This window comes from Dysosmobacter sp. Phy (assembly GCF_054476235.1).
In genome coordinates, this window is the sequence record NZ_CM136997.1 from 1323984 (window position 1) to 1350911 (window position 26928).

Sequence of the window (26928 nt, forward strand, 5' to 3'; positions counted from 1 at the left end):
AGGGGTCACGGCCCCGGGGCGGGAGATTGGGCCAGCTCATCGTAGGAGAGCAGCTGCAGCAACTCGTTATAAATGGCAGTGACCTCCTGGACGTAGTCGGCCCCGCTGTTGTAATCCCGCAGAGCGTGCCAGAGGGGATGGCTGCGCAGATGTTCCAGGTAGACGGGCACCAGCTTCTCCGCCGCCAGACGGATGCTCTCTGTATCCGGGATCGGCCGCCGGGTCTTTACCTGCATGATCCCCAGAGTCATCTCTTTTCCGGGGTGCAGTGCCATCCAAAGGCGCTCTGCCGCCCGGAACAGCGGCGGACGGTTGTGATCCTCATAGATCATCACCGCATAGAGCAGGCAGACCAGCTCGCCCCGGCGGGAGCGGTGCTCCGCCGGGCAGCAGCCGTCTACCAGGGACCGGAGGGACGCGCCGTATCTCCGGGAAAAGACGTCGTAGCGCCTGCGGATAGCCTGGCTCCGCACCTCCTGAGAGTACAGGCGCCCTTCCTCAAAGGCGCCCCGGCACACGTCCCAGGCTGCCTTGGCGATGTAGGCCAGGATGGCGAACCAGACGGCGTTGCGCAGGTCCTGGGCCGAGATGAACACGCTTTCCCCCGCCTCCATCAGCGGCATCAGGGCGCCGAAAAAGACCCCCTCCCCCAGCAGCAGGGAAAAGACCGCGGACAGCAGCTCGTAGCGCCGGTTGATCAGCCAGAACCGGTTTTTCGCTGCGATGTACAGCGCCCGCAGCATCCAGTACAGCGGAACAGTCAGCCAGAGAGAGCGGCAGAGGGTGTCCCAGCCGGCACGCTGGAAAAGGGCGCACAGAAGGGCGGTATAAATGGCGGGATTGACGGTCTTTTGAAAGAAATTTCCGGAAAACTGCTGCTCCGGCTTGGGATCGAAGGAAAATTTTCCGTATGCAAACAGATCCCCCCGGTGACGGTACTGAATGGCGCCCAGAAGGGCGTTCAGACAAAACAGCCCCAGAGCCAGCAGCAGGTTCAGCAGGAAAAAGCGCATGGGATCCCTCCTTTTTTATAATGAAGAACAAAAAAACAGCGGCGCTCATTGGCGCCGCTGGGCCCGCTGCGGGCGTTACGTCCGGTAGCCCAGAAGCCGGGAGATATTGGATGCGGTCGCCCGGACGTTGGAGATCATGAAGTCCTGGTCCTTCTCCATCCGGTAGTCGGGACCGGAAATGCTGACTGCCCCGATGATGTGGCGGTTGAGGTCGTAAATAGGTGCCGCCACGCAGATCAGCCCCTCCTCGATCTCCCCATCGTCCATGGCGTACCCGTTGAGCCGGGCCTGGTTCAGCTGGAGCCGCAGCAGGTCCGGGTCGGTGATGGTTTTTTTGGTCAGAGGTACGGCCTTGAGGCGCATCCAGCTGCAATACTCGTCAATATAGGCCGGGTCCTGACCGGCCAGCATGACTTTGCCGCTGCTGGTGGCATAGGCTGGGGCCCGGGTGCCCACCCGGGTGTTGCAGACGATGGAGCGGTGAGTCTCCACCTTGTCCAGATAGAAAATATCGTGTTCCAGCAGTACGCTGAGATTGATGGTCTCCCGGACCGTGGCGCTGAGATGCTCCAGCTCCGGCCGGGCTGTCTGCCGCAGGTCCGACTGGCCCAGAATGGCGCTGGCCAGCAGCATCAGCCGGGGGCCCACCCGATAGCTCTTGCGCACCGGGTCCTGGATCAGGTACTGCCGCTCCGTCAGAGTGGAGACCTGCCGGAACACCGTGGTGGTGGGCAGGTCCAGATACTCCACCAATTCCTTCAGCGTCCACTCTGTCTCCCGGTCCATAAAGCACTCCAGGATCCGCAGGGCGCGGAGAATGCTGGATACCTGCTCTTTGGCCATGTGGCCTCACATCCTTTCCAACAGGGAATGGGGCGAAAAAGATCGCCCGCCGTCATTCCAATATATCATGGAATAGCGGGCTTGGAAACCCCCTTTTTCCGCCACGCGGAAGGAAGAACCGTTTTGTGGAAAAAGCTGGAGGATGATTCAGCCATAAAAACCGCCGCCGTGTCCATAGACACGGCGGCGAAAGAGAACGGGATTACTGTACGCCCTCCCGGTTCAGCAGCTCCAGGATCTTGGCGTCATCCTCCACAGTGGCGTTGGGCATGGGGAAGGTGCCCACGCTGGTGGCGGCGATGCCCCGCAGGCGGCAGGCCTCCTTGATCACCGGCAGGAAGGGGCTGCGGACGGTGTACAGGTCCATCAGCCGGTCGATGATCTGCTGACCCTGGGCGATGCCGGCCAGGTCGTTCTCCCGGAAGGCCTTGACCCAGGCGGCGCAGATCTCGGGCACCACGTTGCTCAGGGCGCCGATGCAGCCGTCGCCGCCGGCCAGGACGTTATGGGCGAAGTTGTCGTCGAAGCCGGAGTAGATCTCGAACTGGGGAATGTGGGACTTGACTACCTTGATCAGCTCCCGGGTGTGGTCCATGCCGGAGACAGTGTCCTTCATGCCCACGATGTTGGGGTGGATCTTGGCCAGGGCCAGTACCGTCTCGGCGGGAATGGTGTAGCCGGTGTTGTCGGGGAAGTTGTAGATGTAGATATCGCCGTGGATCTGCTGGGCCAGCCGGTCATAGTACTGGAGCAGGGCGCTGGCGTCGAAGTGGAAGTAATAGGGAGGCAGGATCATGACGGCGTCGGCGCCGGCGTCCAGGCAGTAGTTGGAGAAGCTGACGATCTCGTCGGCCACCATGTGGCTGGTGCCGATGATCAGCTTTACCCGGTGGTTCACCTTTTCAATGGCGAACTTGGCCATCTCCCGGCGCTGGTCCATGGGCATGGCGAAAAACTCACTGCTGCTGCCCTCTACCAGGATGCCGTCCACACCCTGGTCGATCAGGTTGTTGAACAGCCGCTCCTGGCTCACCAGGTCCAGGGTGCCGTCCTCGTTGAAGAGCGTGATGGCGGGGGTCAAATAGGCTGCGTTCATAAAATTGTCCTCCTTGTACCGCTTCGAAATCCCGGCGATTCCGAAATACGGAATTAAATTCCGAAATAATGATACAACAATCAAAACGCCTGAAAGCAGCTACAGTATAGCAGACACAGTGCGGTTGTCAAGAGCCAGCTGGAAAAAATTCCGATTTTTTTTGAAAACCTGCTTCTAAAGAGAAAACAGCCGCTCCCGCAAGTGCGGGAGCGGCTGTCGGAGCGCACAGAAAAGGCGAAAATCACTTGGCGGAAAAAGCCTCCACATCGGCCTTGGCGGCCTGCATGAAGATGTAGGTGTCGCAGGCGTAACCGATGAACTTCACGCCCAGATCGCGCCACTTCTTGCCACCCTCCACGGTATCGGCGAAGCAGCCCACCTTGACGCCCTTGGCCGTGGCCTTGGCAATAATATCCTTGATGCAGGCGGTGACCGCCGGGTGGTCGATCTGACCCACCAGTCCCAGAGAGCTGGACAGGTCATAGGGACCCACGAACAGCACATCGATGCCGGGCACGTCCAGGATCTCGTCCAGGTTCTCCACGGCCTTCTTGCCCTCGGCCTGGAGGATCACCGCGGTGTCCTGGGCCTTGGCAAAATACTCGCTGCCGGGAACGGCGCCGAAGCCCGCGGAGCGGACGAAGCGGCAGGTGCCCCGGGTGCCCACGGGGGAGAACTTGGCGGCGGAGACGGCGGCCCGGGCCTGCTCTGCGGTATCGATCTGGGGGATCATGACGGCGCCGGCGCCCACGTCCAAAGCCTGGTCGATCCAGATGTCGGTGCCCCGGGGAACGCGGACCACCGGGCATACGCCCGCCACATTGGCGGCCCGGATCAGGTTGGGCAGGGTCTGGTGCGTGGTGGTGCCGTGCTCCATATCCAGCAGTACGAAGTCATAGCCGGCGTAACCGGCGGCCTCCACAAAGGCGGGGTCCGTACCGATCATGAAGGGACCCAGAGCGCCGCGATCAGACTCCATGGCGGCCTTGAAGCGGGCCACACTGTCCATAGAGGGCATGTTTACAGGGTTCATCAATCACATCTCCCTTTCTTTCTATCCATTACCGCTGCGAATTTTGGCCGCAGCAGAGCTTCCTTTATTGATTTTAGCGCCCGTATTCCAGGCTTGTCAACAGAAAAGAAAAAATGTTTTTTCGGCAAACAGGGAGTATTGTACAATGAGGCTTCATGAATTTTGTAAATATTATCGAACATTTATGAATTTAGAGATTTTTCCTTGACAAATTGATAAAAAAATATCATATTATTTGACGGGTAAAGTTATGTGTGTGTCGAAATGAGATTCCGCATAACGGAAAAGAAGAAAAAGAATGGAGATTCGAGGAGGAGAAACGCATATGATCATGAAGTTTCTGAAAAAGATCCCCGCAGGTATGATGGTCGTGCCCATGCTGTTGGGTGCCATCATCAATACCTTTATCCCGGAAGTGACCAACATCGGTTCCTTCACCACCGCAATCTTCACCAGCGCCGGCGCCAACACCGCCATCGGTATCCAGCTGTTCTGCCTGGGCACCACCCTGCAGTTCCGCCAGATGGGCGGCGTCATCAAGCGCGGCGGCGTGCTGCTGATCTCCAAGTTCATCATCGGCGCCGCCATCGGCATCGGCGTGGGCAAGTTCTTCGGCGCCGAGGGCCTGCTGGGCCTGAGCGCGCTGGCCATCATCTCCGCCGTGACCAATTCCAACGGCTCTGTGTACCTGGCCCTGATGAACAGCTACGGCGACACCGTCGACCAGGCGGCCATGCCTCTGCTGGCCATCAACGACGGCCCCATGCTGACCATGATCGCCATGGGCGTGGGCGGCCTGGCCGACATCCCCTTCATGGCCCTGGTGGCCGCCATCGGCCCCATCCTGGTGGGCATGATCCTGGGCAACATCGACAAGGACCTGTCTGACTTCCTGGCTCCCGCCGGCAGCATCCTGCTTCCCTTCGTGGGCTTCTGCCTGGGCTCCGGCATGAACCTGACCAACATCGTCAAGGGCGGCGCCCAGGGCATCCTGCTGGGCCTGATCACCTGCTTCGTCGGCGGCGCCTTCATCGTGCTGTGCGACAAGTTCATCAGCCGCCGTCCCGGCTACGCCGGCTGGGCCGTGGCCACCACTGCCGGCAACGCCGTGGCCGTTCCCGCCGTCATTGCGGAGGCCGATCCCACCTGGGCGGCCTGGTCCGACGTGGCCACCTCTCAGGTCGCCGCTTCCGCCATCCTGACCGCCATCCTGGTGCCCATCATCACGTCCTGGTGGGCCAAGAAGTACGGCTGCCCCAAGTTCCCCAAGGACGAGGCCCAGCGGGCCTTGTTTGAAAAACAGGCATAAAGCGCAAATTTTTGAGGATCGAAAGGAGATACATACGCCATGCTGAACGCCATGATCGTGGAGGCGGCGAAGGACAACGTGATCGTCGCCATCGAGCCCATCAAGAAGGGTGAAACCGTGACCTATACCTGCGCCGGCGAGGAAAAGACCCTCACCGCCCTGGAGGACATCACCATCTACCACAAGCTGGCCTCCTGCGACATTCCCAAGGGCGAGCCCATCGTCAAGTACGGCGAGCACATCGGCCTGGCTGCCCGGGATATCAAGAAGGGCGAGCACGTCCACTGCCACAATCTCGAGGAGCACCGCGAGAACCTGGATGCCAAGGGCTGAGAAAAGGAGGATTTACAGATGAATTTCTACGGTTACAAGCGTCCCGACGGCCGCGTTGGCGTCCGCAACAAGGTCCTGATCCTGCCCGCCAGCGTCTGCGCCTCCGACACCACCCGCATCATCTCCCAGCAGGTGGTGGGCTCCGTCACGTTCAACAACCAGCTGGGCTGCTCTCAGGTCGCCTCCGACCAGCAGTTCACCATGGACGTCATGGCCGGCTATGCCGCCAACCCCAACGTCTACGGCACTGTGGTGGTGTCCCTGGGCTGCGAGAACTGCCAGATGGATCTGGTGGTGAAGGCCATCCAGGAGCGCACCAACAAGCCCCTCAAGCAGGTCATCATCCAGGAGGCCGGCGGCACCCTGAAGGCCATCGACATGGCCGTCCGCTATGCCAAGGAGATGGTGGAGGAGGCCTCCCTGCTGCAGAAGGAGGAGTTCCCCATGTCCGAGCTGATCATCGGCACCGAGTGCGGCGGCTCCGACCCCACCAGCGGCCTGGCTGCCAACCCCCTGATCGGCCAGCTCAGCGACCTGATCGTCAAGGAGGGCGGCACTTCCATCCTGTCCGAGACCACCGAGTTCATCGGCGCCGAGCACATCCTGGCCCGCCGCGCCGCTACCCCCGAGGTCCACGACCGTATCTTCGAGATCGTGCACCGCTATGAGAAGGCCCTCCAGCTGGTGGGCGAGGAAGTCCGCGAGGGCAACCCCTCTCCCGGCAACAAGGCCGGCGGCCTGACCTGCCTGGAGGAGAAGTCCCTGGGCTGCATCCACAAGGGCGGCCACAGCCCTGTCAATGCCGTGTATGACTACGGCAAGCAGGTGGAGGCCAAGCAGGGCCTGGTCATCATGGACACTCCGGGCAACGATCCCTCCTCCGTGGCCGGCATGGTGGCCGGCGGTGCCCAGATCGTGGTGTTCTCCACCGGCCGCGGCACTCCCACCGGCAACCCCCTGGCCCCCGTTATCAAGATCACCGGCAACAAGCTGACCTATGCCAACATGGTGGACAACATCGACGTGGATGCCTCTCCCCTGATCTATGGTACCAAGACCCTGGAGCAGCTGGGCGACGAGCTGCTGAAGCTGACGCAGGAAGTGGCCTGCGGCAAGCAGACCAAGGCCGAGTCCCTGGGCTACACCGAGATGGCCATTGCCCGGGTCTGCAACTTCGTGTGATCTCCGCCCCGCACACACAGGGCAACAAGTAATCATACAGGAGCTGCGGCAGCGCGATTTGGCTTCCCAATATCGTGCCGCCGCAGCTTTGCCATCCGGCGGAAAACCCCGCCCCGGGCCGGCCGTCTGCCGCGCTCCGGGTCGGGGACGCCGAGCGTTTAAAGGAGATGAGTATCCCGATGAAAAAGAACTATGTCGTCATGGACGGCAACACGGCGGCAGCCCATGTGGCGTACGCGTTCACGGAGGTCGCGGCCATCTATCCCATCACCCCCTCCTCTCCCATGGCGGAGAAGGTGGACGAGTGGTCCGCCAAGGGCCGCAAGAACCTGTTCGGATCCACGGTGGACGTGATCCAGATGCAGTCTGAGGCCGGCGCCGCCGGCACCTGCCACGGCTCCCTGCAGGCCGGCGCCCTGACCACCACCTTTACCTCCTCCCAGGGATTGATGCTGATGATCCCTGCCATGTACGCCATGGGCGGCCAGTTCCTGCCCAGCGTCATGCACATCGCCTCCCGGGTGGTGACTTCCAACCACCACTCCATCTTCGGCGATCACACGGACTTCATGACCTGCCGGACCACCGGCTACGCCATGCTGATGTCCTCCTCTCCCCAGGAGGCCATGGACCTGGGCGCCGTGGCGCACCTGAGCGCCATCAGCGGCAAGTACGCCTTCATGCACTGCTTCGACGGCTTCCGCACCTCCCACGAGATGCAGCGGATCGAGGCGCTGGACTATGAGGATCTGCGGGAACTGGTGGATTACGATGCGCTGAAGGCTTTTCGCCGTCAGTCCCTGAACCCGGAGCACCCCACCAACCGGGGCAACAACGTCAACCCGGACGTGTACTTCCAGTGCAAGGAGGGCGCCAACGAGAAGGCCGCCTCCCTGCCGGATACCGTGCAGCACTACATGGACGAGATCAGCAAGCTGACCGGCCGGGACTATAAGCTCTTCAACTACTACGGCGCCCCCGACGCCGAAGAAGTCATCGTCATCATGTGCTCGGGCTCCGAGGCCGTGAAGGAGACGGTGGACTACCTGAACAAGCAGGGCCGCAAGGTGGGCATGGTGCAGATCCACCTGTACCGCCCCTTCTCCGTGAAACATTTCGCGGCGGCCATCCCCGCCACCTGCAAGCGCATCGCCGTGCTGGACCGCTCCAAGGAGACGGGCTCCGTGGGCGAGCCGGTGTACCTGGACGTGGTGACCGCCCTGAACCAGGCGGGCCGGAGCGACATCCGCGTGGTGGGCGGCCGGTATGGCCTCAGCTCCAAGGATACCACCCCCGGCCAGTTCATCGCGGTGTACGATAACCTCAAGCAGGAAAATCCCAAGAACAGCTTCACCATCGGCATCAACGACGACGTGACCCACACCTCCCTGGACTATCAGGAGGTGGAGCTGGCCCATCCCGGCGAGGTGTCCTGCAAGATCTGGGGCCTGGGCGGCGACGGCACCGTGGGCGCCAACAAGAACGCCATCTCCACCATCGGCCTGGTGGCGGACAAGTATGCCCAGGCGTATTTCTCCTACGACTCCATGAAGTCCGGCGGCCTGACCCAGAGCCATCTGCGCTTCGGCGACCAGCCCATTCGGTCCACGTACCTGGTGTCCTCGGCGGACTTCGTGGCGGTCCACGCACCCACCTACGTCAACAAGTACGACACCACCGAGGACCTGAAGGAGGGCGGCACCTTCCTGCTCAACTGCCCCTGGAGCGCGGAGGAGCTGGATGCGCGCCTGCCCGGCAAGATGAAGCGGGATCTGGCCCGGAAGCACGCCAAGTTCTATATCATTGACGCGGCCAAGCTGGCTGTGCAGGTGGGCCTTGGCGAGAAGCGGATCAACAGCATCCTGCAGGCGGCCTTCTTCGCCCTGACCAAGGTCATTCCTCTGGACATGGCCGTGGAGGACATGAAGAAGAACAACTACAACTCCTACTTCAAGAAGGCAGGCCAGGCCATCGTGGACAAGAACAACGCCGCGGTGGACGCGGGCATTTCCGCCGCAGTGCAGGTGGAGATCCCCGAGAGCTGGGCCAACGCCGCCGATACCCCTGTGGCGGAGCCCAAGGGCGTCACGCCCTTCGTCCGCGACATCGTGCTGCCCATGGACCGCCAGCAGGGCGACAAGCTGCCCGTGTCCGTGTTCAAGAAGCACGGCGTGCTGGACGGCACCTGGGAGAACGGCACCTCCGCTTTCTCCAAGCGCGGTGTCGCCACCAAGGTGCCCAAGTGGAACGCGGAGAGCTGCATCCAGTGCAACCGCTGCGCCATGTGCTGCCCCCACGCGGCCATCCGCCCGGTGCTGCTGACCGAGGAGGAGAAGGCCCAGGTGCCCGCCTCCTTTGAGACGGTGCCCGCCAAGGGCCTGGGCAAGGACGCGCCCAGCTACTTCTTCCGCATGCAGATCTCTCCCTATGACTGCCTGGGCTGCGGCGTGTGCCTGACTGCCTGCCCGGCCAACAAGAACGACAAGACCGCCGACGCCCTGGTGATGACCCCCTTCGAGGAGATGAAGAGCGAGCAGGTGAACTTCGACGAGGTGGCCATGAAGGACCAGTACCTCAAGAAGGACGTCATCAACAGCAAGACCGTCAAGAACATCCAGTTCGCAAAGCCCTACTTCCAGTTCTCCGCCGCCTGCGCCGGCTGCGCCGAGACCACCTACATCAAGCTGCTGAGCCAGCTGGTGGGCGACCGGATGTACGCGGGCAACGCCGCGGGCTGCTCCTCCGCCATCTCCGGCGGCGCGCCGATCCTGCCCTACTGCAAGGACAGCTGCGGCCATGGCCCCGCCTGGGAGCACTCCCTGTTCGAGGACAACGCCGAGTTTGCCTACGGCTTCTTCCACGCCCAGGACGCCATCCGCAAGGAGCTGATCATCCGTCTGGAGGCCATGAAGGAGGCCGGTGTGGCTGTGGAGGCCATCGACGCCTACCTGAACAACTGGAACGACGGGGAGAAGTCCCGGGCCGTGTCCGACGCGCTGATCGCGGCGCTGGAGGCTGCGGAGCAGACCGAGGATGTGAAATACATTCTGGAGAACAAGGAGTTCCTGGCGAAGAAGAGCGTGTGGGCCATCGGCGGCGACGGCTGGGCCTACGACATCGGCTTTGGCGGCATCGACCACGTGATGGCGCAGAACCGGGACGTGAATCTGCTGGTGCTGGACACCGAGGTGTACTCCAACACCGGCGGACAGTCCTCCAAGGCCACGCCCACCTCCGCTACGGCGAAGTTCGCGGCCGGCGGCAAGCAGGTGGCGAAGAAGGACCTGGGCGGCATCCTGATGCAGTATGGCTATGTGTACGTGGCCCAGGTGGCCATGGGCTACGACCAGGCCCAGACCCTCAAGGCCCTGCGGGAGGCGGAGGCCTATCCCGGCCCGTCCATCGTGATCTGCTACTGCCCCTGCCTGGAACAGCACATCAAGGCCGGTATGGGCTGCTCTCAGGACGAGATGAAGAAGGCGGTGGAGTGCGGCTACTGGCACCTGTACCGGTATGATCCCCGCCTGAAGGCCGAGGGGAAGAACCCCTTCCAGCTGGATTCTCCGGAGCCGGACACCAGCAAGCTGATGGACTTCCTGATGGGCGAAAACCGCTTCGCCTCTCTGAAGAACAACTTCCCGGCCAAGGCCGACGCCCTCTACGAGAAGGAGATCGCCGACGTCAAGGCCCGCTACGCCAAGTACCGCCGCATGGCCGACGAGGCCCTGTAAGGTCCTTGCAGCGGCATTTCTGAACCAAAGCCCCCGCCGGAGAAACGTCCTCCGGCGGGGGCCTGAGCAAGGCGCATGAAAAAAGATGCCGCAGAGGTAAAAAAACTTGTCCGGAACCCTTGACAAATACCCCTTCTATCTGGTATATTAATTCGTGCCCGTTGTGGGTAAGATTTGGCGGCATAGCTCAGTTGGCTAGAGCATGCGGTTCATACCCGCAGTGTCCCCGGTTCAAATCCAGGTGCCGCTACCAAATCCATGAAGCGCCGCCTGGCGCTCCATGGATCTCCCTGGCCCGTTGGTCAAGTGGTTAAGACACGGCCCTTTCACGGCTGTAACATGGGTTCGAATCCCGTACGGGTCACCAACCCATAAGACGCTGTGGCATCGCGGCGTCTTGTGGGTCCCCTTAAAACGGCATATCCGAAATGGAGGCTTAGCTCAGCTGGTTAGAGCGCCTGCTTCACACGCAGGAGGTCACTGGTTCGAGTCCAGTAGTCTCCACCAAAAGGTTCCTGATTTCTTGCGAAATCAGGAACTTTTCTTTTATTTTGCGTCAAAAAGATTTGCTTTAATTTTTTGCTTTTTCTCCGACCAATACACTGACCAATACGGAGATAGATGGGAAGAAAATTCATTGACGCCAGGTGAAGCCCTTATCCATCTGGTACAATTTTACTTTGCCTTGTGCAGTTGAAAAGTATAAAAATATTATTTAACTTAAGGTGAGTGAACCCTTCTGAATTCTATATGATTAGTTGAAATACTTGTTTTTGTAACACAACATCTGTATAATATCTTTATCTTAATGAAGGGTAGGCAATGTTGTGAAGAATTCATGTAGAGACTGCAACGATCGGCCAACTCAATTAGAGAAATTAAATGAACTAATAGAAAAAGCCAAGTCATATTCTGTAGTACTTATAACTGGTGTTATCATAATTGGCATCCTTATGGTCTTTTGGTGCAGTATAGCCCATAAAGAGATTCCGGGATTATCCGAAATGAACCAGTTTGTTAGCATCGTTCTGGGGGTCGTCGCAACTATTGTAAGTATCGTTTCAATGCTTTTTAGTTTTTATGGGCTTGAAAAAACAGAAGAATCCGAGCGCAGGCAAAGTGAGGTCCTGCAAAGAATTTTATCTATCGAAGAAGATACCCGAAGATCTGCTAAAGCAATTGAAAGTTCAATGCAGACAAGATTAAAGGATGCAAACGTCATCTCTCGTGATAAGGAAAACACAGGAGAAGATGAAAATATTCAGGTAGATACCGATGATATTTGATGCCATTTAAGTTTTGGGGAGTTTATAATGAATTCTACTAATTTCAATCAGTTATTATGCAAAAACATATCGGAAAACGGTGAAGATATATCGGGGATCTTTGACACTTTGGTATGTGAGCGGGGGAAAAATCGATTTTTTATTTGTGTATTCTTTAATCAAATAATAGAACCTCAAGAGCGATTTGAAGAATATTATTACCGAATTGTTTTAAGGTACCTTGGCAAAAGTCGTGCAGATACAAAACACTATCGCATTGATAGTGGTATACTTTGGAATGATATACATGAAGATGAAAATACGACAGACCAAGATCGACTAATGCATCATCATACGACACGTCCAGGGTACTTCGGAAGGTTATCTATTGACTATGGTTTTGATTTTGATGTGCAAGGAGACTACGAAGTTGATTTATATGTCAAAAAGATGAGTGATGACGACACACAGGAACGCTGTGACCAGATTCCAGTTAGAAATTTAAATTTAGTTTCGATATCCCCATTTCAAGTGATTTTTCAAGATGCCTAATATGTAAGCAAGCATTTAATACACTTTAACTCCAGTTTTTTCATATGCAGGATTCTCAATATACTTCCATTTTAATTGAGACTATCCAAGCAGCAGTAATCTCCCCACAATGAGTTTAATCGGTTTTTCTGTGTTTATTGGTATTTTAATTAGTATCATAAAATACCTACTCTGCTGCTAAAGCGATCACATCGCCCATCGTATCCGCCGCTTCCCGCATCATGTCCGGCGTGGCGTGAGTGTAGGTGCTGAGGGTGAAGCCCGCGCTGTAATGCCCCAGGGTGCTGGACAGGGTCTTCACATCCACTCCATTCTTCAGAGAGAGCGTGGCGAAGGTATGCCGGAGATCATGGAACCGAATATGCTCCGCTCCGATGGCTTTCAGGATCTTCTCATGGGTGTGTCGGAAAGAGTCCGGATCGAACATTCCGCCCGTCTTGGGCGACGGGAACATATAAGGATTCCCCGGATGCTTCTTGTGCTCCTCCACCAGCAGGTCCACTGCCTGCTGCGAGACCGGCAAGACGCGGATGGAATTGTGGGTTTTGGGCTGGCTTACTACCAGTTCTCCCTTAGTGCGCGTCACCTGCTTCGTGATGGAGATGGTTCGGTTCTCCACGTCCAGGTCCGTCCAGAGGAGGGCCAGCAGTTCTCCCCTTCTCAGTCCCGTGGTCAGTTCCAGGTAGAAGGGTGCCAGCAGGCCCCGCTTATCCGCCTCCATCAGATAGGGGTGGATCTTCTCTTCCGGCAGGACCTTCATCTCCCGCTTCTCCATCTTTGGCAGCTTGCAGCCTCTGGCGGGGTTCACCAGAATCAGCCGCTCCGCCACCGCCTGCTCCAGGCAGTTGTTCAGCAGGGTATGGATGCCGTGGACCACCCGGATGCTCAGTCCCTTGTTCTTCAGCTGGATGTGCTGATACCGCTGCACCCGCCCGTTCTTCTGGAGATCGTTGTAGAACTTCTGGATCTGGATCGTGGTGAGCTTATCCAGCTTGATGTCTCCCAGTTCGGGGATGATGTGGTTATTGATGTAGTTCAGATAGTAGTCCTTGGTGTTCTCCCGAAGCCGGGGCTCGGCGTAGACCTCGTACCACATCGTCACCCAGCTTTTTACCGTATGGGTGCCGCTGCGGTTCATGTCCAGCCGTTGACTATCCGCGATGGCCTTTTTCAGCTTCTCCTTGACCTCTGCTTGGGTCTTCCCCAGGACATTCTTGATCTTCTGCTTTCCGGTCGCCGGGTCATAGGACGCCGTGTAGAATCCCTCCCACCGGCCATCCTTCCGTTTGCGGATGCTGCCCTCGCCGTTGGCACGTTTCTTCCCCATCCATCATCTCTCCTTTCCTGCCAGTTCACAGGCTTGCTGTTCGTCCTCGTTTTCAAAGTTGTACGGAGGCTGGTCTGCCAGCAGCTCCTGCTGGATACCCTGGGCCAGACGGTAGCCAGATATGAAGTTGTTCAGGCAGGCTTCCTCCCGCAGAGCATCTTCCAGATCCGCCATCTTCAGGAGCAACTTCCGTTCCGGCTCATTCAGCAGACGGGAGAGCTGCCTGTAGGTCCGTTCAATCTTTCTGTCCAGATACTCCGCCCTCCGGGATGTCGTCTCGAACCTGTAGCAGAGGGCTTTCATATAATCACGCATGATGTGCCACCTCCTGTCAGCGACACACAATACCATGCCCTGACCTCAATAGCCACTCCAACCGGGCAGAGTTATCAATTTGTTAGCAAATTCAAAGCGGCACCCGGTTTTTCGGGTGCCGCCGTTTTTTACTGGGTCTCCTGCTTCCCCATATTTCGCTTGATCCATTCCCGAAGTTCATCCTTGGGGATCACGATGCGATTACCGATCCTCAGTGCAGGAAAGCCTTCCGAACGAGCTAGCTCATAAGCCCCGGCACGGGAGATTCCCAGCACCGCTGCCATCTCCGGAACCGAGAGCATCAGCGGCAGATCTTCGTAAGACTTGAATGTTCCTTTTTTCACTGGATATCCTTTCTCCTCTCCAGCCGTGGGAGAGGTTTTTTATTTGTTATGCTTCGTCTTGTTGATACACTTCCTCCCCATCTGGTGGAGGGCGTGTTCTGCAATCAATGGACCTCGCAAAGATTGCAGACGATCACCACCCCTTCATAGTCATGCCGCCCCAGGTCTGGGTTTGCTCTTCTTCATGGTCGTCAGGCTGATGCCCCAGGGCGATCCGCATCTCCTGGAGTTCCTGCATTCTCTTGCGGTCGATGTGCATGCGCGGCTGTGCGGGCGCACTGGGCACGTTGTCCCGGAAGATATTGCTCATGTGGTAGAGCAGGCGGGATACTGTCAGCAGCAGTTCCGGGCGTTGCCATTGCTCCTGCCTGTCCAGAATGTACTGAGCATAGGGATGACCAAACGCATCCGCCATCCGAAAGCAGTTCCACGCCGCTTCTTCGTCTTTGGGGACGCCGTTTCCGGTGAGGTACAGCTTCCCCAGCAGATAGTTCGCCCAGGGATGATTGTTGTCAGCGGCGTGGCGGAGATATTCCGCCGCTTTGACTGCGTCCTTTCGCACAGACCTGCCTGTCAGGTATACCTTCCCCATCCGATAGGCAGCGTCTGTGCTCCCGTTTCGAGCTGCTCGTTCCAACCAGTGAAGGCCGTTGGAAGTATCATGCACCTCCGGATCGTCAGAGAGATATAGCTTGCCAAGGGCATATTGAGCCGCGGGCAGATTTCGCTTTGCCGCCAGCTCCAGCCAGTGGGCGGCTTGTTCCGCGTCTGGCAGTAGCAGGCCGCCGTCCCGGTACAGCAGTCCCAGGAAGTATTGGGCGTGGACGTCACCGTACTCCGCCAGCCGCTCCAGATCCTCCACCGCCTCATCCCGCTGATCCAGCGACAGCTTGTTGTCTTCGATCCTGGCGCGCAGCCGCAGACAATCATAGGAGACCTCCCAGTTTTCCACCCACTCACCCCGCTCTTCCCTCTTCTCATCCTCGAAGGTGATCTTGCCCAGGCGGATGTTCTCTGTCTCCCGAATGACGGCATTCCTGATAGCCCGGAACTCCTTCTGCTTTGACAGTGGGGGCCGCTGCTGTTTCTTCCCCGAGTAGAACTCGTTCACCTGACACTGGAGCTCCCACCACTTCTGATAGCACTCGTTGACGACAGGGATTTGCTCCAGCTGATCCACGATCTCATCCACCTGCCGTTTCATGGGCCTTGGGAGATAGCCGTAGGACTTCTTTCCTTTGACCTCACCCAGCTGCCGGGACAGCTTCCAGATCATCTGCTCTGCCTGAGTGTGTTCACAGACCGTCTCCCGCATCTGCCGGGACAGTTCCAGCATGACTTTCCTGGTCTCTTTCACCAACTCGTCCCGGGAGGCAGACTTCTGTTCGTAGACATGAAGTAACTCCTGCTGGAAGATGTCATTGGTGAGCTGGGACTTCATCTGGCGGATGCCACCCCGGTCGAGGTGAGCCTGTCTCTGTTTCACCGACCAGGCCATCATGTGGACGTGAGGATGATGACCTTCATTGTGGAACGCCGCGTACCACCGGAAGTCCTGGGGTGGGATGTGCATAGTTGCCGCGATGTCGTTGCGGTGAGCACGGAGCAAGGCCCGCCATGCCTGCGCGTTGTTGTAACCGAGACGCTCCGCGTCCTCCCGATGCAGAGAGAGGATGTGTGTCCAGACATTGCCGGTGTATTGTTCCAGTTCGGACATGGCAGCGTCCAGATCTACATGATCCGCGTCACCGAACAGGCCGTGGTCACCCAGGCGCTCCGCACGGGGACGCGTTGCGATGTACTGCATGTAGCCGTCCGTCTGCTGCACCTGCTTCCAGTGTTCCTCCAGCGCCAGCGTGATCAGTGACGATGCGTTGGCTTTCGTTGGCTTCTGCACATAGTCCTCGTACTCCAGCAGTTCTTTCACATCCGGGAAGTCTTTTGTCAGCTTTGTGATGAGCTGCTCCTGCTTGCGGGTTGGCGGACGGTTATCCGGGATGATCTCCACCCGCTCCCGTGTTGCGATATAACTGAGATACCCGCTGGCATTTTGTTTGCTGCACTGGATGTACGGACTTTTGACGATCAGTCTTGCCATCCATCATCACCGTCCCGCTGCTCCTGCGCACGCTTTGCCATCTTCTCCAGCTGCAGATGGCCGTTGAGCTTCTTCACGCGAGCCACACTCTCCGCGTGTTTTTTCCGGAGATACTCCTCGTCCAGATGGACGCAGTCCGCGAGAACGCTCACACCCTGATCCAGTTCTACCGCTTGTTTGAAGAGCAGCGACGACACCCGCTTCTCCAGCTGATCCAGCCGCCCATCCAGATAGGACTGCACCGAGGCTGGCAGGAACATACCGGCGTTGTTGGAGCTGAGATAGTCCAGATAGAAGTTGATGGCGTTCTCGATAAATCCGGTGAGACTGCGGCTGCCGTCTTCCGTATAACGCCGCTTCAACCGTGCCTTCATGTCCGGTGTCAGGTAGAGGGCAAATTTCTCTTTTTGGCTCATAAAGGCCTCCTTTCTTAGGGTTGACCCCGCTTTTTTTCTTGTGGGACTAAGGACAGCGGGATAACGACCGCAGAATTTCTTTCCTCTGCCATTTTTGACCCCATTCCCTGCGATTTCAGAACCCTTTGAAACTGCCCGCACTGCGGGCAGAGGTAGCTTGCAAAAGGCGGGGGGTGACCCCAGGCCTTTATCCAGCTTGTCCTTTCGTCCTCCGAAGAGCCGTAAAAAGCTCCCGAAAACCGCATCAAACCCCTTGCAGGGGCTGGGACTCCACCCAGCCCCAAAGAATCGCACACAGCGGCTCACAGGGGCGAACAGGGCGGGAGTTGCGTGCCTTGTCCGATTCCCGCTTTGGGGGGTGATAACCAGGCCGCAGGACTTTTTCTTGTTACTCTTCGTCTTGTTCATACACTTCCCCACCATCTGTTGAGGGCTTCCGCCTCATGCGCTGTGGTCTGCGGCGGGAAGCTCAGGCAGCGGCAGGATGTAGTAGTGGTTATTCCCCTGGAGCCACTTGCCGCTTTTCACACACCGCGAGGTCTTGACCTTGCGGATGAACCCACGATCAGCCAGCAGGCTGACCGCGTCCCGCGCCGCGTTTTCAGAGCAGCCACAGTGAAGGGCAATGGTCTTTATGCTGGGCCAGCACACATCCTTCTGCCCGGCGCAGCAGACCAGATAACTGTACACGGCCAAGGGGATTGGCTTCAGATCATAGCAGAAAATAGCGTTGCTCATTTGATAAAATCGTTCACCGAGAACAGGCATACGGAACCTCCTGATTTTGAAATTCAGAGATAATTTTTTCTTGCGTTCCGGGTGCCTCTCTGTTAGACTGTTCGCAGATGGAGTCTGCGTTTTTCGGAACGCGGCACGCCGCCGGACTGTTGCAGCAGTTTCGGCGGCTTTCCTTTTTGATAGGGCCATCGAGATATTTGTTGGTCTGAGTGCAGATGAATATCACCACCATTCATAAAAATTTCGTCAGCCACACGCCATACACCTTCCTGCCCTGTGATCCTTTCTGACCTCCACGGCGTTTTCGTCCCCGTTGGTACGCTCGTATATCGTGATGCGGTCACAATGTAGTCCTGGCGATACTCCTCCCGGTGAGTATAAACTTTGGCGGTGGGTATTCAGTTGTCGAGGTGCATCGGGCCGACCAATAGAATCTGCTTGACATTTGGTCACGTATATTTTAGACTTATTTTTAATATCATAGTTTTGTTGGTCGCCGCATTTTGAGTCTAACACGATAGGTCGCCCCTTGTCAAGACCTATCGTTTTGCAGATGAATAGTGAGTCTAATCCGAGAGGGAGTTTTTTCATGTCTGAGTATATGTTTAAGACCTATATCGCTAACGGAAGGGAATATTTCATTTACAGCGATGATGTTTCTGACGACCGCTTCACACAAAAAATAGACTTTCCGTTTTCGGAAAGCCTTTTTTCCCTGCTCGACCTGGACATCTGGAAACGGGAACCCCAGATCAAGAAGATCGACCGTGCGCTTTTAGAGTTGTACAGGACCCGTGACGCCAGATACACCGAAGATGTATTCTTTACCTTGCAGAGCTTATCCGATGTGCATATATTCTTTAAGCTGCTGTTCCTGGATTGGTCCAAGAGACTGAACGAGGCAGAGAAGGATAACTTCGCTCACGCATCTGACATGCTGCCCCACAAGGCCATTGCGCATATCCCCAGCAATATTGATTATGCCCAGAAACAGATCAAGGATCTGCTGGAGCGTGTGTTGGACATGGATGCCAGCAAGCGTTCTGTTTCCAGCAGGCTCTATGATTATTACAAGGACCCTTATCACGTAGACCCACGTCCGTTTGAGTTCCAACCGCTGACGGTATCTTTTGAGATGATCGACCGAAACGCCTATGCGGAAGTCCTTTATCCGAAGAGCATCTACGACTTGATCGATTACTATCTGCGGGAGTGGGTCAGGCGGGAACAGAAGATGCGGGTCTGCAAAAATTGCGGAAAGTATTTCGCAATCACCGGGCGGACCAACGCCGAATACTGTGACCGCGTGTTTGATTCGAAGGGGCGTACCTGCAAAGACGTCGGCGCCATAGCGAAGTGGACACGGGAAAAAGATACAGACGATGTCTTCAAGGCATACCGCCGGGAATATAAAAAGCGGTTTGCTTGGACGAAGTCCGGGAAGATTCTGCCGGAGGAACTATACGCCTGGGGTGAACGCGCCAGAGAAAAGAAGGCCGAGTGCGACAGTGGAAAGATCACACTGGAGGAATATACGACTTGGTTAAAGGAATCGTAAGAGACTGACTCTGGCCTTCCACTTATAAGAAAAAGCATTTCGCTTTCTGTATGATGCTGATAAGGAGTACCTGGAGGAACTAATACCTTAATCCATGAACCTACCCGATATCTGCAAAAAGGCATCTTAACAAAGGAACTGGCAGCCATGACGGCTACCAGCTCCTTTGTCAATGTACACATTAGTTATTGTTTACGGTTCTTTCACAGGCGCTCAGAAAATAGTGTAGCCACCATCCACAGCCAAAGCCGCACCATGGATAAAGCTTGCTTCATCGCTCGCCAAGAACGCAACTGCTTGTGCGACCTCATCGGGTCTGCCGGCTCGTGTGGCAGGGCTCATTTTGATCTTCATGCACACCGGATGCTGCGGGATTGCCAGAACGCGAGCGATCATATCTGTCTCAATGGGACCCGGGAGCACGGCATTGATACGAACGCCGGTGCGGCCATGATCCATAGACATCTGCCTGGTCAGCCCCAGCAGACCGTGCTTAGCGGAGGTATAGGCTAACCCGCCCCGGCCCGCGCCAGTGGAGGCCATGGAGGCAATGTTGACGATAGCGCCGCCGCCCTGTTCCTCCATGACAGGGATCACCTTCTTGCACAGCATGAAGGGTGCGGTGAGATTGGTTGCCAGGACTTTATTCCATTCATCCATGGTGATGTCATTCATGTTAGCGGTAGAACCGCCCACACCCGCGTTGTTCACCAGAATGTCAATGCGGCCGTATGTATCCAGCGCAGCCTTCACCAGCGCAGCCAGACTCTCCTCAGAGGTAACATCGGTCTTGCAGAAAATGGCCTCGCCGCCGTCGGCCTTGATTTCAGCCACGCAGCTATCGCCCAATTCTGCGTTAGTGCCCACCACGACAACCTTAGCGCCTTCGGCGGCAAAAAGTTTGGCAGTAGCGCGGCCAATGCCGCGGGTCGATCCGGTGATAATGGCAACTTTGTTTTCCAGTTTCATCATGTATGCTTCCTTTCCGTTTTAGTATAGTCAGCGAAAGATAATAAGGCTGCCTCAGATTCGCCCTGTTTCCATGAACGCTGTCCGGTCATAGCGCCCAGTGAGGAGATAGGGCACCACCGCATCAGCGTCCACCTTCTCCGCCAGATTCAGCTTGTGAACCATCAAGTCGTTGCTGGAGTATGCACCGCCCACGATGGTGTGGATAGGCAGTTCCGCCCAGGGATCGTCCACAGAGGACCGAAGCTGCAATGCGGCAAAGCCGGGTTCCCAGGTGTGGTATGTATATTCGCACAGGTTCTGCAGCAGGCAGCCGTTCATAAAGTGACTGATGCCCTGCTGGTCAGGTTCCCGGTCAAAATGGAAGTAGAAACCACCGCCGTAGGTCTTTTTGCCTGGAGCCGGGAACTGATACAGTGTACCGGTCAAGGGGCTGTTGTACTGACCGAGTTCCATCTTCAGGTCCACCAGTTGAGTGCCCCGGCGGGTGACCTGAGCCGTGACGGAATCGCCGCTGCGCCGGATGACGAACTCAGCCCCCAGTTTCTTGGGGATGGATCCGTTATCCCGGCCACACTGGACTGCCATCTCGGCACCGGGGCCACCCAGCACCAGGCCCAGAGGATACAGGCCCAGGGTGGTGCCATAGGTGGCGTAGACACCCAGAATGGCTTCGTAATAGTCATCCGCAAAGGTGGGTTCCTTCACATGGCAGACGGACAGCGTCACCACGGGGATGGAGAAGGGCTTTAGCGGGGGAGGAAGCAACCGAGCGATGGCGGCAGGATCTGTCAGATAAGCCAAATATACGCCCTCCTGATTCTTCATCAGGGACACCTTTCCGAAATTAGGCAGGTCCTCAGCGGGCACACGGAAACTGGGTGCCTTCACCATCGGGCGGAAGAGCTGACGTCCAGCCTCATAGCCACTGCGGGTAGCAGGGGCGATAGTACCATCCTTCACGGCGCTTCCTACTACGACAGTTTCTATGCTCTTAGCACGCAGTTCCTCTGCCAGGGCGTTGTCCGGACGGAAGCCCAGCGACAGCACCACCGCATCTGCGGAGACAGTGACCTCGGCATGATCCACCAGCCGCTCCAACACGACCTGATTCTCCCGAATCTCTTTCAGGGAGTGAGCCAGCAGGAATTTGGCTCCGTGTTGATTCAGCCGCCCACAGATGTCCGCCACATTGGTGTGGTTAGCCGTGGGTGCCACTTTATCCAGCTGATCCACAATGGTGACAGTGTTCCCTGCGGCACACAGATATTCGGCGGTCTCGATGCCGGTGTTGCCCGCGCCGATAACCACGGTCTGTTTGCCGGACAAAGACACCTTTCCGGACAGGACCTCCTCAATGGTGTGGACATTGGCACCATGAACGCCGGGGATGCTATCCGGCACCACGGATTTAGAACCCGTGGCCACCACCACGGCATCAGGCTGGAGTGCCGCCACAGTGTCAGCGGTAACTTCGGTGTTCAGCTGAACTTCCACACCCAGACGCTGGAAGGCGTTGGCGTAATAGTCGGCCACCCACTGCATCCGTTCCTTCAGGGGAGGTTTTTTTGCCAGATTCACAGTACCGCCCAGCTCGCTGCCCCGGTCCAGCAGCGTGACCTTGACACCGCGCTCTGCCAGGGTTTTGGCAGCCATCATGCCTGCGGGACCGCCACCCACGACCACGGCGGTGTGACTCTGAATATCCCGCTCCAGATCGCCGTACTTCCGCTCCCGGGCCATCCGGGGATTTAGAGCGCACTCGGGGGGAAGGCCCGCGGCATTCCACTGATTCAGGCTTTCGAAGCAGCGCAGGCAGTTGATGCACTTGCACAGCTCCGCTTCTCGGCCCTCCTGGACTTTTTTGCCCCACTGTTCATCTGCCAACCAACTGCGGCCCATAGACACAAAGTCCTCCACGCCGTCAGCCAGGAATTGCTCTGCCACAGCAGGCTCCCGGATGGAGGAGACGCCGATGACAGGGATATGCACATGGTCTTTGACGGCCTTGATGAGTTCACGCCGCCAACCCTGAGGATAGGAAATAGGTTCCACGCAGGTGATGCCGGTCTCATACAGACCCACGGATACATCAACAAAATCAATGCCCATGGACTCCAAAGCCATGGCAATCTTTACGCCGTCTTGGATATGGATGTAGTCCTCATTAACACCAGTTTTATCCAGAAATTCCTCTACACTGAGGCGGACACCGATGGGGAAATCGGGGCCGCAGGTTTCGCGGATGCCGGCAATGATCTCAGAGATCATCCGCAGGCGGTTCTCAAAGCTGCCGCCGTATTGATCCTCCCGCTTATTGGTATAGGGAGACAGAAACTGCTGGAGCAGATAGCCGTGGGCGGCGTGAAGCTCCACACCATCACAGCCCGCCTTCTGTACCCGAGCCGCGCCAGCCACAAATTGGGCAATGAGCTGCTGGACCTCTTCGGACGTCAGGGCGCGGGTGTCCTGTTGAAGGTATTTGCAGGGAATGGCCGAGGCGGAGACAACCGGCTGCCCGCCGGTGAGCGCAGTGACCGTTTCCCGGCCTGGGTGATGGAGCTGGATGAAGATTTTAGCCCCGTGCTTATGGACCACCGTGGCCAGCCGGGCCATACCGGGGATATGGCGGTCCTGGGTGACGGACAGCTGCCGCATCAGTCCGGCACCATGGACATCATTGACCCGGGTGATCTCCGGGATGATCAGGCCGGCTCCGCCCATGGCGCGGGCCTCATAAAAGGCCAGCATATCTTCGGAGGGACTTCCGTCCAATTCCGCCAGGCCGATACCCATGGGGGACATGACCAGACGGTTCTTTACTGTGATGTTGCCGATCTTACCAGGGGTAAATAGTTTTTCGTACATAGAAACTCCTCCTTTTTGTAATCAGACACCGCATGTTTTCTGCGTTTTACTGTCCTCCCACAGCCGCTCCGCCTCGGGTTTCCAGTTCTCTGCGTAGGTAACGCACTTGTCACACAGGTGATCCACACTCTCGGGCGATTGCAGGTCCGTGGAGTGGGCGCCGGTCTTATGCACTATTTCACGCAAAAGCTGGGGATTCTCCAGCATGGGACAGGGGCGAAGCATATTCTTATTAAAGGGCTGCCCGTCATGATAGGCCATAAAGATGGGGGACTGGAGGCACTCCAGCAGCGTCTTTTCCCGGATGTTGCTGTCGGAGTAGTGAATGAACACGCAGGGGTCCACATCACCGTTGGCATTGATGTGCAGATACCTGCGGCCGCCGGCAATACAGCCACCCACATACTCCGCGTCGTTCTGGAAGTCCATGGCGAACAGGGGCTTCTCCGCCCGGTATTTCCGGATGCGGTGATAGGTGGCGATCCGCTGCTCCGGCGTGGGCAGCAGCTCCGGAGAGGCGTCATTACCCACCGGCATATAGTGGAAGTACCAAATGAAATAGCAGCCCAGGCCGATCAGCTGATCGAAGAACGCCTCAGAGGTAATGGACTCGAAATTGGCGCTGGTGTAGCAGGCGGAAATCCCGTAGACCAGCTTTTTCCGATGCAGCAGCTCGATGGCCTTCATGACCTTGCCGTAGACGCCGTCGCCCCGCCGGCCATCTGTGGCGCTCTCGGAGCCCTCCAGGGAAATCGCGGGGACAAAGTTCTTCACCCGCAGCATCTCGTCCGCAAAAGCCTCGTCAATCAGTGTAGCGTTGGTGAAGCTGAGGAAAATGCAGTCGGAGTGCTTTTCGCAAAGGCGGATCAGGTCCTTCTTGCGCACCAACGGCTCGCCGCCGGTGTAGATGTACATGTAGATGCCCAGTTCCTTCCCCTGCTGGATGATGCTGTCGATCTCCTCGTAGGTCAGGTTCAGCTTGTTGCCGTACTCAGCGGCCCAGCAGCCGGTGCAGTGGAGGTTGCAGGCACTGGTGGGGTCCAGAAGAATGGCCCATGGAATATTGCAGCCATATTTCTTGCGGCACTCCTCCTGCTTGGGCCATCCAACCAAGGAGGCGTTGATAAAGAAGTTCACGGCGATGGTCTTCATGACCTCCGGGTCGATGTCTGTGAGAAGCCGCTGAATGAAGGGATAGTAGGGGTGCTTCGGATCCGTGATCGCCTCGCGGATGAGCTTCCGCTGCGTTTCAAACTCGCCGCCTGCAAACTTATCCGCCCAATCCATCAGCTTTACGAGATTTTCTTTTGGATCCTTATACAGGTAGTTGAAGGCCTGCTCCAATCCGAATTTTTTGATTGCTGTTGAAGCATTCATTATGACATCCTCCCTTATGTATTTTGATTTCTTTTTATAAAAGCTCTATGGGCATGTATAGGTACAAATTCTACTTGATTTCCTCATGTTCACTTCCGGTGACAATCGGCGGTTGATGGTGATTGACTTTAACAGATGTCAGAACCGTAATGAAATTCAATGCACCTTCCATAAGGAGGGCCAGTCCCAGCAAAATCATAACAATCCGTGCGTTTTCTGACGGGCGGAAAACCAGCAGAAAGCCAACGACACCGGTGATAATCGCCACCGCGAGGATCAGCCACCACTGGCGAATGCCAAATGCTTTTGAATCGACGGAAATTTGTATTTTCAAAAGCGCATCGGCAAGCGTATAAATTCCCAGAAGAACGCAGATGAGACTGGTCATAATGCGTGTGCGGAGTATCAGAATCGCGCCAAGCGCAATGAGCAAAATACCAATTGCCAAATCATATTGAAAAGCCAATCGGTATAAGTCATTTGAGCAATAGCCGATAATTTTTACAATGCCGAACAGAATCAGGATTCCGCCGCCAAGTCGGCATAACAGCGAAACGGAAAAATTCGGAACAGCGATCAGCACAATGCCCAGCACACCAATCAGTATGGAAATGATAATATAGCCGACCTTTGCGGCCCAAATCCGCTTATTTGAGGGCACTGCCAACATCTCCTTCCCTTTGTTATAGAATGGGGCTCCCACACTCTGACAGGCTCGGCTGAGTGTGGGAGCCCTGTTTCATTTACCAGAACATTCTGGTTTAAATGACATGATATTCTTTCAGCAGCTTTTCAATGTCGGTTCCCTGAATCTTCTCCAGCAGCTTTTTGACAACCATTTTCTCCTTGAAGCCCAGGTCCATCTCCGTCAGCGGCTTGCCGTCCCGCATTTGGATAGTCGCGTTTAACAGGTCACGGATATCATAGGTGCTGCCCCAAACCTCCGGCACGCCCCGGTCGATGTCCAACAGGGTATAAACGGCCTCCATGCCGGTGCGCATGGAGTACTCGGTGGTGAAGATGGTGTCCCGCTTAGTCTCGGCAAACTGGCCCAGGAAGGCAAAGTTGACGGCACCCTCGGGAACAACGTCGGGGCGGTCGCCCGCGGCGCGGGGCATAAAGAAAGCAGTGATATAAGGCATCATGACCGGCACGGTATTGGCGCTGTGCTCGGCCAACTCCTCAATTTCGCTCTCCGGCACGCCGATGTGGTACAGCCACTCCATGCAGATCTCTTTGCCGGTGCACTCCCGCATGGGCTTTTTCACATAGTCGCCCGGCTTATCGGAAAACAGCCCGTAGACCCAGACCAGGCACTGGTCCTTGGGCTGGCTGCGGAACTGGGGCTGGCGGTTGATAGTCCAGCTGAGAAGCCAGCTGGAGTCCTTCACCGTGACGATGCCGCCGGTGACAACGCCGCCGCTGAATGGATCGCGCTTACAGATGTTCTTGATATAGGGAATGATCTTCTGGTCCAGAGTAGTGACAGTGGCACTCATCCAGTTGGACTGCTCGGGATCATAGCAGAACTTATCGGGATGGCCGAAGGAGGGGTCCTGGGCGGCGATCTTACGCCACATATCCCAGCCGCCGCCCGGCTTAATCTCAGTGTTGAAGGCAGCAGGAGCATTCTGGGAACCAATGGTGGAGTTTTCCACGCAGCCGCCGTTGGTGATGAACACCAGATCATTCTCGGTCAGGTCCACGTATTCGGTCCTGTTGTCCACAAGCAGCTCGACGCGTTTGGCGAGCTTCCTGTCGGTTTGGATGTCGAATTCCACATTGGCGACCTTGGTGTTGTAGTGGAACTGGACATTGTGAGATTCCAGATACTTGATCATGGGGAGGATCATGGACTCATACTGGTTGTACTTCGTGAATCGCAGGGCCTTGAAATCCGGCAGACCGCCCACATGGTGGACGAAGCGTTTGATGTAGAGTTTCATCTCCAGGGCGCTGTGCCAGTTCTCGAAGGCGAACATAGTGCGCCAGTAGAGCCAGAAGTTGGAGTTCAGTACCTCGTCGTCAAAGAAATCCGTGATGCGCTTGTCATAAAGCTGCTCGTCGGGGGTGAAGAACAGCTTCATGATCTCCATGGCCGCCTTGTCGGACAGGGCAAACTTCCCGTCGGTGTGGGCATCCTCGCCCCGATTGACAGTGGCACGGCAGAGGGAGTAGTTGGGGTCCTTTTTGTTCAGCCAGTAGTATTCGTCCAGAACACTGACGCCCTCCGTCTCAATGGAAGGAATGGAGTGGAACAGATCCCACATGACCTCAAAATGGTTGTCCATCTCGCGGCCACCGCGCATGACATATCCCACACCGGGATACTCCCAGCCGTCGCAGGCTCCACCGGGGATGGGGTCTTTCTCAAAGAGATGGATGTGCTCACCTTTCATCTGACCATCCCGCACCAGATAGCAGGCTGCGGTCAGGGCCGCCAGCCCGGTGCCGATAATATAGGCCGACTTCTGGTCAACGCCCTCCGGCTTCAAAGGACGTGCAAATGCTTCATAAGTGCCGCTTGCATAATACATATTGTGCGCCTCCTTGTTTTTTGT

The 26928-nt window shown here is 56.8% G+C and carries 23 protein-coding genes and 3 tRNA genes; 10 read left to right on the forward strand and 16 right to left on the reverse strand.

Annotated features, from left to right (window positions below; genetic code table 11):
* Nucleotides 1-5 precede the first annotated feature (5 nt).
* The 4 genes from ACVDHE_RS06510 to ACVDHE_RS06525 form a co-directional block, all read right to left on the reverse strand.
* Nucleotides 6-1013: a hypothetical protein gene (locus tag ACVDHE_RS06510; protein WP_458885995.1), complete on the reverse strand. Its 1008-nt coding sequence runs from the start codon at nt 1011-1013 to the stop codon at nt 6-8.
* 75 nt (nt 1014-1088) lie between these two features.
* A complete protein-coding gene (locus tag ACVDHE_RS06515; protein ID WP_213037364.1) occupies nt 1089-1856 on the reverse strand; it encodes an IclR family transcriptional regulator in 768 nt (255 codons plus the stop codon).
* A gap of 202 nt (nt 1857-2058) precedes the next feature.
* Nucleotides 2059-2952 carry a dihydrodipicolinate synthase family protein gene (locus tag ACVDHE_RS06520; protein WP_213037365.1) on the reverse strand — a complete coding sequence of 298 codons (894 nt, stop codon included), beginning with the start codon at nt 2950-2952 and terminating at the stop codon, nt 2059-2061.
* Between the two features lie 241 nt (nt 2953-3193).
* On the reverse strand, nt 3194-3985 hold the full coding sequence (locus ACVDHE_RS06525) for an HpcH/HpaI aldolase family protein (protein WP_458885996.1): 792 nt from the start codon (nt 3983-3985) through the stop codon (nt 3194-3196).
* 325 nt (nt 3986-4310) lie between these two features.
* Here ACVDHE_RS06525 and ACVDHE_RS06530 point away from each other — a divergent pair, with 325 nt between their 5' ends.
* The 9 genes from ACVDHE_RS06530 (at nt 4311) to ACVDHE_RS06570 (ending at nt 12357) form a co-directional block, all read left to right on the forward strand.
* Entirely contained in the window at nt 4311-5294 is a 984-nt protein-coding gene (locus ACVDHE_RS06530) for a 2-keto-3-deoxygluconate permease (RefSeq protein WP_458885997.1), read from the forward strand.
* Between the two features lie 39 nt (nt 5295-5333).
* Complete coding sequence (locus tag ACVDHE_RS06535; protein WP_418725809.1) at nt 5334-5627, forward strand: UxaA family hydrolase; 294 nt, start codon at nt 5334-5336, stop codon at nt 5625-5627.
* Nucleotides 5628-5645: 18 nt separating this feature from the next.
* Complete coding sequence (locus ACVDHE_RS06540) at nt 5646-6809, forward strand: UxaA family hydrolase (RefSeq protein ID WP_213037369.1); 1164 nt, start codon at nt 5646-5648, stop codon at nt 6807-6809.
* Between the two features lie 179 nt (nt 6810-6988).
* Entirely contained in the window at nt 6989-10540 is a 3552-nt protein-coding gene (nifJ, locus tag ACVDHE_RS06545) for a pyruvate:ferredoxin (flavodoxin) oxidoreductase (RefSeq protein WP_458885999.1), read from the forward strand.
* A gap of 176 nt (nt 10541-10716) precedes the next feature.
* A tRNA-Met gene (locus ACVDHE_RS06550) sits at nt 10717-10793 on the forward strand.
* A gap of 39 nt (nt 10794-10832) precedes the next feature.
* Nucleotides 10833-10907, forward strand: a tRNA-Glu gene (locus ACVDHE_RS06555).
* Nucleotides 10908-10970: 63 nt separating this feature from the next.
* Nucleotides 10971-11047 (forward strand) — tRNA-Val (locus tag ACVDHE_RS06560).
* Between the two features lie 320 nt (nt 11048-11367).
* On the forward strand, nt 11368-11826 hold the full coding sequence (locus ACVDHE_RS06565) for a hypothetical protein (RefSeq protein WP_458886000.1): 459 nt from the start codon (nt 11368-11370) through the stop codon (nt 11824-11826).
* Between the two features lie 27 nt (nt 11827-11853).
* Entirely contained in the window at nt 11854-12357 is a 504-nt protein-coding gene (locus tag ACVDHE_RS06570) for a hypothetical protein (protein ID WP_287224723.1), read from the forward strand.
* Between the two features lie 166 nt (nt 12358-12523).
* Here the strand turns inward: ACVDHE_RS06570 and ACVDHE_RS06575 are convergent, their stop codons facing one another.
* The 7 genes from ACVDHE_RS06575 to ACVDHE_RS06605 form a co-directional block, all read right to left on the reverse strand.
* Nucleotides 12524-13684 carry a tyrosine-type recombinase/integrase gene (locus ACVDHE_RS06575; RefSeq protein WP_458886001.1) on the reverse strand — a complete coding sequence of 387 codons (1161 nt, stop codon included), beginning with the start codon at nt 13682-13684 and terminating at the stop codon, nt 12524-12526.
* Between the two features lie 3 nt (nt 13685-13687).
* The gene (locus ACVDHE_RS06580) at nt 13688-13999 is read right to left on the reverse strand and encodes a DUF6809 family protein (RefSeq protein ID WP_300272225.1); all 312 of its coding nucleotides are present in this window, start codon (nt 13997-13999) and stop codon (nt 13688-13690) included.
* 128 nt (nt 14000-14127) lie between these two features.
* Nucleotides 14128-14343, reverse strand: coding sequence for a helix-turn-helix domain-containing protein (locus tag ACVDHE_RS06585; protein WP_458886002.1), 216 nt, complete (start codon nt 14341-14343; stop codon nt 14128-14130).
* A gap of 133 nt (nt 14344-14476) precedes the next feature.
* Entirely contained in the window at nt 14477-16441 is a 1965-nt protein-coding gene (mobP3, locus tag ACVDHE_RS06590; RefSeq protein ID WP_458886003.1) for a MobP3 family relaxase, read from the reverse strand.
* Entirely contained in the window at nt 16429-16857 is a 429-nt protein-coding gene (locus tag ACVDHE_RS06595) for a hypothetical protein (protein ID WP_458886004.1), read from the reverse strand. Before ACVDHE_RS06595 ends, mobP3 begins: the two co-directional genes overlap by 13 nt.
* A 441-nt stretch (nt 16858-17298) precedes the next feature.
* Nucleotides 17299-17595 (reverse strand): helix-turn-helix domain-containing protein, encoded by a 297-nt coding sequence (locus ACVDHE_RS06600; RefSeq protein ID WP_458886005.1) that lies wholly within the window; start codon nt 17593-17595, stop codon nt 17299-17301.
* A gap of 92 nt (nt 17596-17687) precedes the next feature.
* Nucleotides 17688-17849 carry a hypothetical protein gene (locus ACVDHE_RS06605; protein ID WP_300272213.1) on the reverse strand — a complete coding sequence of 54 codons (162 nt, stop codon included), beginning with the start codon at nt 17847-17849 and terminating at the stop codon, nt 17688-17690.
* Between the two features lie 347 nt (nt 17850-18196).
* On the opposite strand from ACVDHE_RS06605, the gene ACVDHE_RS06610 reads away from it, so the two are divergent.
* The gene (locus tag ACVDHE_RS06610; RefSeq protein ID WP_458886007.1) at nt 18197-19153 is read left to right on the forward strand and encodes a DUF6076 domain-containing protein; all 957 of its coding nucleotides are present in this window, start codon (nt 18197-18199) and stop codon (nt 19151-19153) included.
* Nucleotides 19154-19366: 213 nt separating this feature from the next.
* Here ACVDHE_RS06610 and ACVDHE_RS06615 read toward each other — a convergent pair whose 3' ends face one another.
* From ACVDHE_RS06615 to ACVDHE_RS06635, 5 genes are all read right to left on the reverse strand, one after another.
* Nucleotides 19367-20125 (reverse strand): SDR family NAD(P)-dependent oxidoreductase, encoded by a 759-nt coding sequence (locus ACVDHE_RS06615; RefSeq protein WP_317336467.1) that lies wholly within the window; start codon nt 20123-20125, stop codon nt 19367-19369.
* Nucleotides 20126-20176: 51 nt separating this feature from the next.
* On the reverse strand, nt 20177-22990 hold the full coding sequence (locus ACVDHE_RS06620; RefSeq protein ID WP_458886008.1) for an oxidoreductase: 2814 nt from the start codon (nt 22988-22990) through the stop codon (nt 20177-20179).
* A gap of 21 nt (nt 22991-23011) precedes the next feature.
* A complete protein-coding gene (locus ACVDHE_RS06625) occupies nt 23012-24367 on the reverse strand; it encodes a radical SAM protein (RefSeq protein WP_300272207.1) in 1356 nt (451 codons plus the stop codon).
* 70 nt (nt 24368-24437) lie between these two features.
* Nucleotides 24438-25028, reverse strand: coding sequence for an HdeD family acid-resistance protein (locus tag ACVDHE_RS06630; RefSeq protein ID WP_300272206.1), 591 nt, complete (start codon nt 25026-25028; stop codon nt 24438-24440).
* Nucleotides 25029-25128: 100 nt separating this feature from the next.
* The gene (locus ACVDHE_RS06635) at nt 25129-26904 is read right to left on the reverse strand and encodes an oleate hydratase (protein WP_458886009.1); all 1776 of its coding nucleotides are present in this window, start codon (nt 26902-26904) and stop codon (nt 25129-25131) included.
* Nucleotides 26905-26928 lie beyond the last annotated feature (24 nt).

What these genes read in the sequence shown, in the direction of transcription:
- ACVDHE_RS06575 (WP_458886001.1), bottom strand. Translation starts at nt 13,684, where the DNA reads ATGGGGAAGAAACGTGCCAACGGCGAGGGCAGCATCCGCAAACGGAAG.
- ACVDHE_RS06535 (WP_418725809.1), top strand. Translation starts at nt 5,334, where the DNA reads ATGCTGAACGCCATGATCGTGGAGGCGGCGAAGGACAACGTGATCGTC.
- ACVDHE_RS06515 (WP_213037364.1), bottom strand. Translation starts at nt 1,856, where the DNA reads ATGGCCAAAGAGCAGGTATCCAGCATTCTCCGCGCCCTGCGGATCCTG.
- ACVDHE_RS06600 (WP_458886005.1), bottom strand. Translation starts at nt 17,595, where the DNA reads ATGAGCAACGCTATTTTCTGCTATGATCTGAAGCCAATCCCCTTGGCC.
- ACVDHE_RS06510 (WP_458885995.1), bottom strand. Translation starts at nt 1,013, where the DNA reads ATGCGCTTTTTCCTGCTGAACCTGCTGCTGGCTCTGGGGCTGTTTTGT.
- ACVDHE_RS06635 (WP_458886009.1), bottom strand. Translation starts at nt 26,904, where the DNA reads ATGTATTATGCAAGCGGCACTTATGAAGCATTTGCACGTCCTTTGAAG.
- ACVDHE_RS06525 (WP_458885996.1), bottom strand. Translation starts at nt 3,985, where the DNA reads ATGAACCCTGTAAACATGCCCTCTATGGACAGTGTGGCCCGCTTCAAG.
- ACVDHE_RS06570 (WP_287224723.1), top strand. Translation starts at nt 11,854, where the DNA reads ATGAATTCTACTAATTTCAATCAGTTATTATGCAAAAACATATCGGAA.
- ACVDHE_RS06625 (WP_300272207.1), bottom strand. Translation starts at nt 24,367, where the DNA reads ATGAATGCTTCAACAGCAATCAAAAAATTCGGATTGGAGCAGGCCTTC.
- nifJ (WP_458885999.1), top strand. Translation starts at nt 6,989, where the DNA reads ATGAAAAAGAACTATGTCGTCATGGACGGCAACACGGCGGCAGCCCAT.
- ACVDHE_RS06540 (WP_213037369.1), top strand. Translation starts at nt 5,646, where the DNA reads ATGAATTTCTACGGTTACAAGCGTCCCGACGGCCGCGTTGGCGTCCGC.
- ACVDHE_RS06580 (WP_300272225.1), bottom strand. Translation starts at nt 13,999, where the DNA reads ATGCGTGATTATATGAAAGCCCTCTGCTACAGGTTCGAGACGACATCC.
- ACVDHE_RS06620 (WP_458886008.1), bottom strand. Translation starts at nt 22,990, where the DNA reads ATGTACGAAAAACTATTTACCCCTGGTAAGATCGGCAACATCACAGTA.
- ACVDHE_RS06520 (WP_213037365.1), bottom strand. Translation starts at nt 2,952, where the DNA reads ATGAACGCAGCCTATTTGACCCCCGCCATCACGCTCTTCAACGAGGAC.
- mobP3 (WP_458886003.1), bottom strand. Translation starts at nt 16,441, where the DNA reads ATGGCAAGACTGATCGTCAAAAGTCCGTACATCCAGTGCAGCAAACAA.
- ACVDHE_RS06610 (WP_458886007.1), top strand. Translation starts at nt 18,197, where the DNA reads ATGTTTAAGACCTATATCGCTAACGGAAGGGAATATTTCATTTACAGC.
- ACVDHE_RS06595 (WP_458886004.1), bottom strand. Translation starts at nt 16,857, where the DNA reads ATGAGCCAAAAAGAGAAATTTGCCCTCTACCTGACACCGGACATGAAG.
- ACVDHE_RS06615 (WP_317336467.1), bottom strand. Translation starts at nt 20,125, where the DNA reads ATGATGAAACTGGAAAACAAAGTTGCCATTATCACCGGATCGACCCGC.
- ACVDHE_RS06530 (WP_458885997.1), top strand. Translation starts at nt 4,311, where the DNA reads ATGATCATGAAGTTTCTGAAAAAGATCCCCGCAGGTATGATGGTCGTG.